Below are 13595 nucleotides of genomic sequence, written 5' to 3' on the forward strand. Positions count from 1 at the left end.
TACGATTTAAGAGACGATACTGGGTCTGTAGCTCAGGTGGTTAGAGCGTTCGCCTGATAAGCGAGAGGTCGGTGGTTCGAGTCCACTCAGACCCACCAATCTTCCTCCCAGGAGATTGGCACACAGTATCAACACCTGATGGGGCTATAGCTCAGCTGGGAGAGCGCCTGCCTTGCACGCAGGAGGTCAGCAGTTCGATCCTGCTTAGCTCCACCATCTTTAAGCGCATTCCTTCATAAAGAAGAAATCAGTGCTCTTAAACATGGTTCATCTCATTAGAGATATGAATCTTGCTCTTTAACAATTTGGAAAGCTGACAAAATAATCTTTTGTTTATTCATAAACGAAATATTATTTGTAAAGTTCTCAATGTATTCCGAAATGGAATACACCAACAACACATTCAAGTGTGCTTGGTAGAAGCTTGTTTAACAAGTTTCAAAATTGAGTCCGGCAAAATCGAAAAGTCTCTCGCTCATTCAAATAATGAGAGACAACGAAACCTTGGTGACTTGGTTCATCAACTCGAAACTCCTTCGGGTTGTATGGTTAAGTGACTAAGCGTACACGGTGGATGCCTTGGCAGTCAGAGGCGATGAAGGACGTACTAACTTGCGATAAGCGTAGATGAGGCAGTAAGAGCCACTTGAGTCTACGATTTCCGAATGGGGAAACCCACCTGCATAAGCAGGTATCATTAACTGAATACATAGGTTAATGAGGCGAACCGGGGGAACTGAAACATCTAAGTACCCCGAGGAAAAGAAATCAATTGAGATTCCGAAAGTAGCGGCGAGCGAAATTGGATTAGCCCTTAAGCTTTACATGCGTCAGGTGAAGGTTCTGGAAAGGACCGCGAAACAGGGTGATAGCCCCGTAGCCGACAGCGTATGTTCAGTGAAATCGAGTAGGGCGGGACACGTGTTATCCTGTCTGAACATGGGGGGACCATCCTCCAAGGCTAAATACTCCTGACTGACCGATAGTGAACCAGTACCGTGAGGGAAAGGCGAAAAGAACCCCTGTGAGGGGAGTGAAATAGAACCTGAAACCGTGTACGTACAAGCAGTAGGAGCACCTTCGTGGTGTGACTGCGTACCTTTTGTATAATGGGTCAGCGACTTATATTCAGTGGCAAGGTTAACCATTTAGGGGAGCCGTAGGGAAACCGAGTCTTAACTGGGCGTTCAGTCTCTGGATATAGACCCGAAACCGAGTGATCTAGCCATGGGCAGGTTGAAGATTGAGTAACATCAATTGGAGGACCGAACCGACTAATGTTGAAAAATTAGCGGATGACTTGTGGCTAGGGGTGAAAGGCCAATCAAACTCGGAGATAGCTGGTTCTCCCCGAAAGCTATTTAGGTAGCGCCTCGGACGAATACTACTGGGGGTAGAGCACTGTTAAGGCTAGGGGGTCATCCCGACTTACCAACCCTTTGCAAACTCCGAATACCAGTAAGTACTATCCGGGAGACACACGGCGGGTGCTAACGTCCGTCGTGGAGAGGGAAACAACCCAGACCGCCAGCTAAGGTCCCAAATTACAGCTAAGTGGGAAACGATGTGGGAAGGCTCAGACAGCTAGGATGTTGGCTTAGAAGCAGCCATCATTTAAAGAAAGCGTAATAGCTCACTAGTCGAGTCGGCCTGCGCGGAAGATGTAACGGGGCTAAGCTGTAAACCGAAGCTGCGGCAATGCGATTTATCGCATTGGGTAGGGGAGCGTTCTGTAAGCCGTTGAAGGTGTGCTGTAAGGCATGCTGGAGGTATCAGAAGTGCGAATGCTGACATGAGTAACGATAAAGGGGGTGAAAAACCTCCTCGCCGGAAGACCAAGGGTTCCTGTCCAACGTTAATCGGGGCAGGGTAAGTCGACCCCTAAGGCGAGGCCGAAAGGCGTAGTCGATGGGAAACGGGTTAATATTCCCGTACTTCTTACAATTGCGATGGGGGGACGGAGAAGGCTAGGTGGGCCTGGCGACGGTTGTCCAGGTTCAAGTGCGTAGGCTTGAGGGTTAGGTAAATCCGGCTCTCTGTAAGGCTGAGACACGATGTCGAGTCACTACGGTGATGAAGTCATTGATGCCATGCTTCCAGGAAAAGCCTCTAAGCTTCAGATTGTAAGGAATCGTACCCCAAACCGACACAGGTGGTCGGGTAGAGAATACCAAGGCGCTTGAGAGAACTCGGGTGAAGGAACTAGGCAAAATGGTACCGTAACTTCGGGAGAAGGTACGCTTCTGACGGTGAAGTCCCTCGCGGATGGAGCTATTGGAAGTCGCAGATACCAGGTGGCTGCAACTGTTTATTAAAAACACAGCACTGTGCAAAATCGTAAGATGACGTATACGGTGTGACGCCTGCCCGGTGCCGGAAGGTTAATTGATGGGGTTAGACTTCGGTCGACGCTCTTGATCGAAGCCCCGGTAAACGGCGGCCGTAACTATAACGGTCCTAAGGTAGCGAAATTCCTTGTCGGGTAAGTTCCGACCTGCACGAATGGCGTAATGATGGCCACGCTGTCTCCACCCGAGACTCAGTGAAATTGAAATCGCTGTGAAGATGCAGTGTACCCGCGGCTAGACGGAAAGACCCCGTGAACCTTTACTACAGCTTGGCACTGAACATTGAACCTACATGTGTAGGATAGGTGGGAGGCTTTGAAGACGTGACGCCAGTTGCGTTGGAGCCGTCCTTGAAATACCACCCTTGTATGTTTGATGTTCTAACTCTGGACCGTTATCCGGTTCGAGGACAGTGCCTGGTGGGTAGTTTGACTGGGGCGGTCTCCTCCCAAAGAGTAACGGAGGAGCACGAAGGTGGGCTAATCACGGTTGGACATCGTGAGGTTAGTGCAATGGCATAAGCCCGCTTGACTGCGAGAATGACAATTCGAGCAGGTGCGAAAGCAGGTCATAGTGATCCGGTGGTTCTGAATGGAAGGGCCATCGCTCAACGGATAAAAGGTACTCCGGGGATAACAGGCTGATACCGCCCAAGAGTTCATATCGACGGCGGTGTTTGGCACCTCGATGTCGGCTCATCACATCCTGGGGCTGAAGTCGGTCCCAAGGGTATGGCTGTTCGCCATTTAAAGTGGTACGCGAGCTGGGTTTAGAACGTCGTGAGACAGTTCGGTCCCTATCTGCCGTGGGCGTTGGAAGATTGAAGGGGGCTGCTCCTAGTACGAGAGGACCGGAGTGGACGAACCTCTGGTGTTCGGGTTGTGTCGCCAGACGCATTGCCCGGTAGCTAAGTTCGGAATCGATAACCGCTGAAAGCATCTAAGCGGGAAGCGAGCCCTGAGATGAGTCTTCCCTGACACTTTAAGTGTCCTAAAGGGTTGTTCGAGACTAGAACGTTGATAGGCAGGGTGTGTAAGCGTTGTGAGGCGTTGAGCTAACCTGTACTAATTGCCCGTGAGGCTTAACCATACAACACCCAAGGGGTTTTGATGGACTCAATGACCAGTACATTGAATGTGTATGAGAATTTAAACAGCTTTCCGAATTTTAAAATTTTGCTTGGCGACCATAGCGTTTTGGACCCACCTGACTCCATTCCGAACTCAGAAGTGAAACGAAACAGCGTCGATGGTAGTGTGGGGCCTCCCCATGTGAGAGTAGAACATCGCCAGGCTTAAACTTCTTGTTTTGAGTTTTTTTAAGCAAAAGCTCAAAGCAAAAAATGAAAAAGACTTTTATAGTCTGACCAATGCGGAGCGGTAGTTCAGTTGGTTAGAATACCGGCCTGTCACGCCGGGGGTCGCGGGTTCGAGTCCCGTCCGCTCCGCCACTTATTTACAGAAACCCAGTCTTATGACTGGGTTTTTTGTTTATGGTGATAGAGAAGTGTTTCGTCCTTTGGCCGAACGAGTCCCGCTGGTGCGCCAGCCCGGCCGTCCGCCACTTATTCGAAACCCTAGCAGAAATGCTGGGGTTTTTTCGTTTGAGCTGAACTAAATTCATCGCGTTGCGATGACGAGTCCCGCTCGTGTGCGACCCCAGCCGTCCGCCCCTTATTTACAGAAACCCAGTCTTATGACTGGGTTTTTTGTTTAAGGTGATAGAGAAGTGTTTCGTCCTTTGGCCGAACGAGTCCCGGACGTGCGCGTCTCCGATGGTGCGCCAGCCCGGCCGTCCGCTATTTCTTTATCTATTCCAGCCAATATCGAGACCGGAATATATTGCTATCTTTCCAGGTTATTGATTTTAAATTCTAGACCCTAGACCCTAGACCCTAGACCCTAGACCCTAGACCCTAGACCCTAGACCCTAACAAAAAAGCCCCGCTTGTAAGGGCGGGGCTTTGGTATATTTTGCTTGATGAAAGTTTAACAGCGTTGAGCGACTTTATCCTTCAGTGTCTGTTTTTCTGCTTCAGACAAGAAAGCGAGCTCCAGGCCGTTGATTTGAGCCTGACGGATTTGCTCTTGGCTTAGACCTGCTTGCGGGGCTGCCACTTCATACTCGTATGGTAATTCGATGCCTTCTACTGCCGGATCATCGGTATTCAGACATGCTGGCACACCGTGCTCAAGGAAACGTTTGAGCGGGTGTTGTGCCAGACTGGCAACGGTGCTGGTTTGAATGTTCGATGTCAGGCACGACTCAATACCAATCCGGTGTTTAGCCAGATAATCCATCAGCTGCGGATCTTCAATTGCTTTGACACCGTGGCCTATACGGGTTGCGCCTAATTCGCGAATAGCCTGCCACATGCTCTGCGGGCCAGCGGCTTCGCCTGCGTGGACGGTAATATTCAGTCCGGCATCGCGTGCTTGTTTAAAGTGGCTGACAAAGCGATCTCCAGGTTGTCCCAGCTCATCCCCGGCTAAATCGAGTGCGACGATGTGCTGTTTCTGGCTCAGAATGCCCTCCAGCTCTTGCTGACACGCTTTTGTGCCGAAAGTACGGCTCAGTATGCCAATCAGGTTAGCTTGCACGCCAAAATCGCGTACACCGGCTTGTACGCCATCGACCACGGCTTCGACGACACCGGCAATGGGCAGGTTATGTTTCATTGCCATGTAATACGGAGAAAAACGCAGTTCGGCATAATCGATCTGCGCGTTGAGTGCATCCTCAACGTTTTCGTAGGCCACGCGGCGGCAAGCGTCCAGATCACCCAGTACTGCCACACCCCAGTCAAGTTTCGACAGAAAGGCAACCAGAGAGGGTTCGGCTTCGACAATTTGTACATGCGGTGTCAGAGCTTCCACAGTATCGGCGGGTAACGCCATACCAAACTTCTGGCCAAGCTCAAGGATGGTTTGAGTGCGGATGTTGCCGTCAAGGTGGCGGTGTAGATCAGTCAGGGGAATATTTTTTGTAATCATTGTCATCTACCAAGTCAAATTCTGCGCTAAGTATAAAAACCAATCGGGTCAGTGTCAGTAGCTGTAATGGCTGAATCTGGCTTATTTTGCTGCGACTTTGTTCTTGTTTACTGTATATGTTGATCTCTCGTCGCTCGCTGAAAGGAGACTGCTGCGGGCTGAATGCAGCGGCGGAAAATAAAAAGGTGGCCTGATTACAGACCACCTTGCATAGCTCTCAGTGAGATTATGCTTCGGGCTAATACAATTCTTTAAGCTTGCGCGTCAGGGTATTACGTCCCCAGCCAAGCACTTTGGCTGCATCTTGTTTATGGCCGTTAGTATGATTCAAAGCGGCTTCCAGCAGGATGCGTTCAAATTCCGGCAGAGCATAAGAGAGGATTTCAGTTTCACCAGATGCTAGGGCGGATTTTGCCCAGGCTTCAAGCTGCTTCTGCCAACTGACATCACTGTCAAAGTCGACCGTTTTCTTCTCTGCCAGTAACTCAGAAGGCAGGTCGCTTGGTAACACTTCGGTACCACTTGCCATTACCGTCAGCCAGCGGCACATGTTTTCTAACTGACGTACGTTACCCGGCCAATCGAGACGATTGAGAATTTCGATTGTTTTGCTATGCAGAGTTTTCATCTCCACGCCTAACTCTTTGGCAGCCAGAGCAAGAAAATGTTTGGTCAGTTTGTCGATGTCCTGACGACGCTCACGCAAAGCAGGAATTTGAATGCGGATGACGTTAAGACGGTGGAACAGGTCTTCACGGAACTTGCCCTGATGAACCAGTTTTTCCAGATTCTGGTGCGTTGCGGCGACAATTCGCACATCGACTTTGATTGCGGAATGGCCGCCGACACGATAGAACTGTCCATCGGCCAGTACCCGCAGCAAACGGGTCTGAATGTCGAGCGGCATGTCACCGATTTCATCCAGAAACAGTGTTCCGCCATTAGCCTGTTCAAAACGGCCCTGACGTACATTGTTGGCGCCGGTAAACGCGCCTTTTTCGTGGCCAAACAGTTCAGATTCGATCAGGTCTTTCGGGATAGCGGCCATATTGAGGGCGATAAAAGGGTTCTGCGCCCGCGGGCTGTGACGATGCAGAGCATGAGCGACCAATTCTTTACCGGTACCCGATTCACCGTTAATCAACACTGAAATCGAAGAGCGGGACAGGCGGCCGATGGCGCGAAACACTTCCTGCATTGCTGGCGCTTCGCCGATGATTTCCGGTGTATCGTAGGTGGGGACCTGATTTTGTGACTGCTCTTTACGCTGTTCCTGACCGTGGGCAATCGCACGTTCAACCAGAGTGAGGGTCTCATCCACATCAAACGGCTTAGGCAGATATTCGAATGCCCCCTTCTGATAGGCATTTACGGCTGCATCCAGGTCGGAGTGGGCCGTCATGATGATCACCGGGAGCTCTGGTGAGCGCGAGTGTACCTGATGCAGTAACTCGATTCCGTCGATCCCGGGCATACGAATATCAGAAACCAGTACATCCGGCGTTTCTCGTTCTAATGCCATCAGAACGCTTTCCGCATCGGAGAAGGTTTCACATTTAATGTTTGCTGACGACAGGGTTTTCTCCATCACCCAACGAATAGAACTGTCGTCATCGACAACCCAAACGTATCCTTTACTCATAGTATTCTTCCTCAACAGCAACCTACATTCTCAGTGGTCGCATAATCACACCATCAGATGGGTAAATAAATCGTAAATATGGTTCGTCCTGGCCAGCTTTCTACATCGATTTTTCCATTGTGCTGGTCGATCAGGTTTTGAGAGATTGACAGACCAAGTCCGGTCCCACCTTCCCGGCCACTGACCATCGGGTAGAACAGTGTATCCTGTAGTTCGAGTGGGATACCCGGGCCGTTATCAATGATCTCAATGCGGGCCACCAACTTATGTCGCTGGCCGTGAATATTGGCTTGGTGCACGGTGCGGGTGCGTAGGGTAATCACGCCATGCGACTGCTGTGACAAAATTTGCGCCGCATTACTGACGATATTGAGTAGAGCCTGCTCGATTTGATCGGTATCCATCATGATATTAGGCAGGCTGGGATCGTAATCCCGCTCAATCTGCAACTCTTTGCCACCTTCGAGTTCAACCAGCTGACGAACCTTTTCCAGAATCAGATGCAGGTTCTCCGACGTTTTCTTGCCAGGCTTCTGCGGGCCAAGTAAACGGTCGACCAGCGCACGCAGACGATCTGCCTGTTCGATAATAATCTGGGTGTATTCGGTCAGGCTCTGGTCCGGTAACATGCGTTCCAGCAACTGAGCTGCGCCGCGCAACCCCCCTAACGGGTTTTTAATTTCATGAGCTAAACCTCGCACCAGCAGTTTCGCTGCTTGTTGCTGCGCATGCTGATTGAGCTCCTGAGTCAGGCGGCGTTGCTGACCGATTTTTCGCATTTCAACCAACAGCATCAAGCTCTTCTGCCACGAAATCGGACTAACGGTCACTTCCAGCATTAAGGGTTTGCCGTCAACCACGAAGGTGACATCACTGTCTGTAATACTCTGTCCGCTTTGCAATGGCTGAGACAGTAAAGCCAGGTCCATCGAAGCGTGTTGAATCAGTTTTGACAGCGGTTGATTGATAATGCGCTTGGCACTTTGGGAAAACAGTTGTTCGGCCGCCGGGTTGGCGTAACGTACGCACAATGTTTCATCCAACATCAAGGTGGCGGTTACAACATTGTTCAGAATGGTTTCGCTTAGCTCTGCACTCACAGTATCGTCCTTGCCGTGTTCCAAAATGATGCAATGCACAATAATGGTGCACTGTTTTGTCAAGTATGGCGCAACGGTATAGAAATAAAAAGTGAAATCCCCTGTTAAATCGGGCGATTGAGTGTTGTTCACACCTATTTAATGGATGCCCGATGCAGATACACCGTTACTTTACTAGACGATGCAATAACCTTGCCGCTTACAAGAGCCTGAATTAAAAAGGTATGTGAGCCGCGTGCAATATTACTCAGCTGCCACACTGTTTTGGTGCCGGGTGCACCAAAAGGCTGATCATCGAGCAGTAATTGCAGTGTCTCTTGCTCAGACAGCGGGCGGTTTAGTGCGATATGCAGGGTGATGTTGCCCTGATTGTCGTGAACCGTCTGTTCATGAGTCGGTTTTAACCACTCTATGTGCAGCTCTGTTTGAGTGGTTGTGTGCTGTTTCGGTGCAACCTGTGCCGTTGCCGCATTGACCGACGGGGTTAAGGCCGGCGGTGTGTCATTAACGAGCAGTGCGTCATTAACGGATAGTCGCAGCACCCGGCTATGGGCATGACTTGGATTATCACTAAAATGAACGGTGCCGTGATGATCGGTCCAGGTATAGATGGTCTGGGGCTGAGTGTCTGCTGCGGGCAGCAGACACAGCAGTAATGCAAGGGGAGTGGTCCGTTTCATGCGACTCCTTGGCTGAGCTGTCATATGGCAGTGAGAAGACAAGGATAATAAGGCTCTGAACGTCAACCAATAGAAAAAAGGCCCGCCTGCGAGGCGAGCCTTATTATTGATTGCAACCGCGGTTACAACGGCACTGAGTGCGAATTATACAGAGTAGTACAGTTCGAACTCTAGTGGGTGTACTGCTACGTTCACGCGCTCTACATCTTTAGATTTCAGGTCGATGTAAGAGTTGATGAAGTCATCAGAGAATACGCCACCTGCTGTCAGGAACTCGCGGTCTTCGTCTAGGCATTGCAGAGCTTGTTGCAGAGATTCTGCCACTTTTGGAATTTCTGCAGCTTCTTCTGCTGGTAGATCGTACAGATCTTTATCCATCGCTTCACCTGGGTGGATCTTGTTCTTGATACCGTCAAGACCAGCCATCAGCATTGCTGCAAACGCCAGGTATGGGTTCGCTGCTGGATCGCCGAAACGAATTTCGATACGACGTGCTTTAGGGCTTGGTACCACTGGGATACGGATAGACGCTGAACGGTTACGTGCAGAGTATGCCAGCATAACTGGTGCTTCGAAGTGAGGAACCAGACGCTTGTATGAGTTAGTCGCTGGGTTAGCGAATGCGTTGATTGCACGAGCGTGTTTGATGATACCACCGATGTAGTAGATCGCCATTTCAGACAGGCCGCCGTACTTGTCGCCTGCGAACAGGTTAACGCCGTCTTTTGCCAGAGATTGGTGCACGTGCATACCTGAACCGTTGTCGCCAACGAGTGGTTTAGGCATGAAAGTCGCTGTTTTACCGAATGCGTGAGCAACGTTATGAACAACGTACTTGTAGATTTGGATTTCGTCCGCTTTAGTCGTCAGAGTGTTGAAACGCGTTGCGATTTCGTTCTGACCCGCTGTTGCTACTTCGTGGTGGTGTGCTTCAACAACCAGACCCATTTCTTCCATGATCAGACACATAGCTGAACGGATGTCTTGAGATGAGTCAACTGGCGCTACTGGGAAGTAACCGCCTTTCACACCTGGACGGTGACCTTTGTTACCGTTTTCGTATTCAGTGCCAGTGTTCCATGCCGCTTCCACGTCATCGATCTTGAAGAAAGAACCTGACATGTCAGTAGAGAATTTCACGTCGTCAAACAGGAAGAACTCTGGCTCTGGACCAACCAGAACAGTGTCTGCGATGCCAGTTGAACGCATGTATTCTTCAGCACGTTTTGCGATAGAACGTGGGTCACGATCGTAGCCTTGCATAGTTGCAGGCTCAAGAATGTCACAACGGATGTTTAGCGTTGCGTCTTCTGTGAACGGGTCTAGTACAGCAGATGATGCATCCGGCATCATTACCATGTCAGATTCGTTGATACCTTTCCAGCCAGCAACTGATGAACCATCGAACATTTTACCTTCTTCGAAGAAGTCTGCGTCGATTTGGTGAGCAGGAATAGAGATATGTTGCTCTTTACCTTTTGTATCTGTGAAGCGTAGGTCAACAAACTTAACTTCGTTTTCTTGGATCAGCGATAGAACGTTTTCTACTGACATCTTGGATAACCTCCAGTGTTAATAAAGCGGTTTGGGCTCGAATCAAAGTGAAACCAGCATTGCTTAAGGCTGCACTATTTCTTAAGCAATGCTGATTTTATTAAGCTAATATCGTGCCAATTTCTTAAGTTCCGTAATTTCAATGCTTTGCGAGTGTTTGGTTCTTTTTGGTGCTTTCCATTGCACCATGATGATCCCTTACTGCACTCTTATGGTGCATAGTGGTTTTTGCTGCACCAATTTATAACAAAGCGAACACTATTCAGCCGATTATTTCTGTGATTGTCAATTGTCTTTTCTGCTCCAGGACGGTTTGTGTTCATTTCAATTCGCGACTAGGCTCTAAATGTGCGAAATTCACAGAGTCAGATCACATATTTCTAGGCTTTTCGCCAAAATCTGGTACATTATTGGCCGTTTTTTTAACCAAACTCAGGTACTGGTTTGCACTTCCGTAAATCGGGCCATTTGTGTAATTAAGTGAAGCAAAATTCCATGGCTACTCAGATTGAAAAACTAAGAAACATCGCGATCATCGCGCACGTTGACCACGGCAAAACGACCCTGGTAGATAAACTGCTCCAGCAATCGGGCACGCTAGAGTCGCGCGGTGACGTTGAAGAGCGAGTCATGGACTCGAACGACATCGAAAAAGAGCGTGGTATTACCATCCTGGCGAAGAACACAGCGATCAACTGGAATGATTTCCGTATCAACATCGTTGACACCCCGGGACACGCGGACTTCGGTGGTGAAGTAGAGCGTATTATGTCGATGGTAGACTCTGTACTGCTGATCGTTGACGCGGTTGACGGCCCAATGCCACAAACCCGCTTTGTAACGCAGAAAGCGTTTGCTCACGGTCTGAAGCCTATCGTTGTTATCAACAAAATCGACCGCCCTGGCGCGCGTCCTGACTGGGTTATGGACCAGGTATTTGACCTGTTTGACAACCTGGGCGCGACTGACGAACAGCTTGACTTCCAAGTGGTTTACGCATCAGCACTGAACGGTTGGGCATCGCTGGAAGAAGGCGAGACCGGCGAAAACATGGAACCGCTGTTCCAGGCAATCGTTGATAATGTTGAATCACCAAACGTTGACCTTGATGGTCCACTGCAGATGCAGATTTCACAGCTGGATTACAGCTCTTACGTTGGTGTTATCGGTGTTGGCCGTGTAACCCGTGGTAGCGTGAAGCCAAACCAGCAAGTGACGGTAATCAGTGCTGATGGCAAGAAGCGTAACGGCAAAGTGGGTACGGTTCTGGGTTACCTGGGTCTGCAACGTTCTGAAACTGACCTGGCAACGGCTGGTGACATCGTTGCGATCACAGGTCTGGGTGAGCTGAAAATCTCTGACACTATCTGTGACGTGAACACAGTAGAAGCTCTGCCTGCACTGACTGTTGATGAACCAACCGTTACGATGACTTTCCAGGTCAACACTTCTCCGTTCGCGGGTAAAGAAGGTAAGTTCGTGACTTCACGTAACATCCTTGAGCGTCTGGAAAAAGAACTGGTACACAACGTAGCCCTGCGCGTTGAGCAAACTGACGATCCAGATAAATTCCGTGTATCTGGTCGTGGTGAACTGCACCTGTCTATCCTGATTGAAAACATGCGCCGTGAAGGTTTTGAGCTGGCAGTATCTCGTCCGGAAGTTATTCTGCGCGAAGAAGATGGCCAACTGATGGAACCGTTTGAAACTGTGACTATCGACGTACTGGAAGAGAACCAGGGCGGTATCATGGAGAAAATCGGTCTGCGTAAAGGCGAACTGAAAGACATGTCTCCGGACGGTAAAGGCCGTGTACGTCTTGACTTCGTGATGCCATCACGTGGCCTGATCGGCTTCCAGACTGAGTTCCTGACTCTGACTTCTGGTACTGGTCTGCTGTACCATACTTTTGACCACTACGCCCCGCACAAAGGTGGCGAAATCGGTCAACGTGTTAACGGCGTACTGATCTCTAACGCAACCGGTAAAGCACTGACTTACGCACTGTTTAACCTGCAAGAGCGTGGCCGTCTGTTTGCAGAACACGCGGATGAGGTTTATGAAGGTCAGGTAGTGGGTATCCACAACCGTTCTAACGACCTGACAGTAAACTGTCTGAAAGGTAAGCAGCTGACCAACGTACGTGCTTCTGGTACTGATGACGCTCAGGTTCTGACTCCTGCGATCAAATACACGCTGGAACAGGCTCTGGAGTTCATCGATGATGACGAGCTGGTAGAAGTAACACCGAAGAGCATCCGTATCCGTAAACGTCACCTGACTGAGAACGACCGTAAACGCGCTGCGCGTAAGTAATCGTTCAGCGGATTAAAAAAGCCCTCATTTGAGGGCTTTTTTATTGTCTGGCGCCATGAGCGGATTAACCGGAGCGGTCTATCTGAATACCGCTGCCGGTCCGGTATTGGCGGTCATTACTGTTTTAACTGGCTGAGGAACTGATCTGACTCGGCAATTGCAGCATTCATCTGACTGATCGCACTGCGGATATCCTTCTCCAGTGAGGCGAATTCACCTTGCAGCGAGCCGACCGCGCTGGCGTTGAGGTTGTGTTTGAGATACAGGGTGTTGTCACGCAGTGTATTGAGCACAGGTGTCATTGTATGCTCAGCCTGTTTCATCGCTTTCAGCATGGTCTGATACGATGCCTGAGTTTGTTTCAGCTTCTGCTCACTGGCGCGACGCAACTTGCTGCTGGTATACAGCGACAACTCTTGCTGCCACTCGGCAAACAAAGCCTGGGAAACATCTTCGATTGCGGCGATACGATCGCGCACATCCGCGGCGGCGTCTTCGCTTTGCTGATACTGATCGTTGATGCGCTCATAGGCGCTTTCCAGCTCTCCACCGTCGAACTGGGTAAAGGCTGACAGGGCTTCGAGCGCGCTGGTCAGCTCCTGCTGAGCGTCTTTCTGTGAGTCTTGTGCGGCTTCAACCCGATCAACCATGATGTCACGTTTATGGTAGCCGACTTTTTCCATTGCCGAATAATACGCACTCTGGCAACCAGTCAGGGTGAAGACAGATAACAAGATGGCCAACAAGTAAGGCATCATGAACTCCTTTCTATTAAAATAATTGCATTGTAACCTGATATAGTCAGCATACCGTATTCAACACCGCTTTACTGGTCGATTTAGTGATAACTGATAGTGGTGTTCAATAAACCGGTTCAGTTTGTGTATCGCGCTGCATTCTGTGTCATCTGGCCGCGTTGCGTGTCACACTAAGCGCTATGATCCGCTACAATTTCAAAACCT

At 49.8% G+C, this 13595-nt stretch carries 7 protein-coding genes, 3 tRNA genes and 2 rRNA genes; 6 read left to right on the plus strand and 6 right to left on the minus strand.

Annotated features, from left to right (window positions below):
- The first annotated feature begins 21 nt into the window (after nt 1–21).
- The 5 genes from KNV97_RS19540 (at nt 22) to KNV97_RS19560 (ending at nt 3798) form a co-directional block, all read left to right on the plus strand.
- Nucleotides 22–98, plus strand: a tRNA-Ile gene (locus KNV97_RS19540).
- Nucleotides 99–140: 42 nt separating this feature from the next.
- Nucleotides 141–216 (plus strand) — tRNA-Ala (locus KNV97_RS19545).
- Between the two features lie 331 nt (nt 217–547).
- Nucleotides 548–3437 (plus strand): 23S ribosomal RNA (locus KNV97_RS19550).
- A gap of 89 nt (nt 3438–3526) precedes the next feature.
- Nucleotides 3527–3642 (plus strand): 5S ribosomal RNA (gene rrf / locus KNV97_RS19555).
- 79 nt (nt 3643–3721) lie between these two features.
- Nucleotides 3722–3798, plus strand: a tRNA-Asp gene (locus KNV97_RS19560).
- Nucleotides 3799–4336: 538 nt separating this feature from the next.
- Here KNV97_RS19560 and add read toward each other — a convergent pair.
- The 5 genes from add to glnA form a co-directional block, all read right to left on the minus strand.
- A complete protein-coding gene (add, locus tag KNV97_RS19565; protein WP_218562612.1) occupies nt 4337–5341 on the minus strand; it encodes an adenosine deaminase in 1005 nt (334 codons plus the stop codon).
- 238 nt (nt 5342–5579) lie between these two features.
- Nucleotides 5580–6983, minus strand: a complete 1404-nt coding sequence (gene glnG, locus KNV97_RS19570; protein WP_136485492.1) for a nitrogen regulation protein NR(I) — start codon at nt 6981–6983, stop codon at nt 5580–5582.
- A gap of 53 nt (nt 6984–7036) precedes the next feature.
- A complete protein-coding gene (gene glnL / locus KNV97_RS19575) occupies nt 7037–8083 on the minus strand; it encodes a nitrogen regulation protein NR(II) (RefSeq protein WP_136485490.1) in 1047 nt (348 codons plus the stop codon).
- A gap of 134 nt (nt 8084–8217) precedes the next feature.
- Nucleotides 8218–8763, minus strand: a complete 546-nt coding sequence (locus KNV97_RS19580) for a DUF4124 domain-containing protein (protein WP_168797019.1) — start codon at nt 8761–8763, stop codon at nt 8218–8220.
- Nucleotides 8764–8907: 144 nt separating this feature from the next.
- The gene (gene glnA, locus KNV97_RS19585; RefSeq protein ID WP_136485486.1) at nt 8908–10317 is read right to left on the minus strand and encodes a glutamate--ammonia ligase; all 1410 of its coding nucleotides are present in this window, start codon (nt 10315–10317) and stop codon (nt 8908–8910) included.
- Nucleotides 10318–10812: 495 nt separating this feature from the next.
- On the opposite strand from glnA, the gene typA reads away from it, so the two are divergent.
- A complete protein-coding gene (gene typA, locus KNV97_RS19590; RefSeq protein ID WP_136485484.1) occupies nt 10813–12633 on the plus strand; it encodes a translational GTPase TypA in 1821 nt (606 codons plus the stop codon).
- A 116-nt stretch (nt 12634–12749) separates the two neighbouring features.
- Here typA and KNV97_RS19595 read toward each other — a convergent pair whose 3' ends face one another.
- Nucleotides 12750–13388, minus strand: a complete 639-nt coding sequence (locus KNV97_RS19595) for a DUF2959 domain-containing protein (RefSeq protein WP_218563459.1) — start codon at nt 13386–13388, stop codon at nt 12750–12752.
- Nucleotides 13389–13595 lie beyond the last annotated feature (207 nt).

The organism is Vibrio ostreae (genome assembly GCF_019226825.1).
GTDB lineage: Bacteria > Pseudomonadota > Gammaproteobacteria > Enterobacterales > Vibrionaceae > Vibrio > Vibrio ostreae.

Excerpts from the sequence above, each read along its gene's own strand:
- glnA (WP_136485486.1), bottom strand. The coding sequence starts at position 10,317 with ATGTCAGTAGAAAACGTTCTATCGCTGATCCAAGAAAACGAAGTTAAG.
- add (WP_218562612.1), bottom strand. The coding sequence starts at position 5,341 with ATGATTACAAAAAATATTCCCCTGACTGATCTACACCGCCACCTTGAC.
- KNV97_RS19580 (WP_168797019.1), bottom strand. The coding sequence starts at position 8,763 with ATGAAACGGACCACTCCCCTTGCATTACTGCTGTGTCTGCTGCCCGCA.
- KNV97_RS19595 (WP_218563459.1), bottom strand. The coding sequence starts at position 13,388 with ATGCCTTACTTGTTGGCCATCTTGTTATCTGTCTTCACCCTGACTGGT.
- glnG (WP_136485492.1), bottom strand. The coding sequence starts at position 6,983 with ATGAGTAAAGGATACGTTTGGGTTGTCGATGACGACAGTTCTATTCGT.
- typA (WP_136485484.1), top strand. The coding sequence starts at position 10,813 with ATGGCTACTCAGATTGAAAAACTAAGAAACATCGCGATCATCGCGCAC.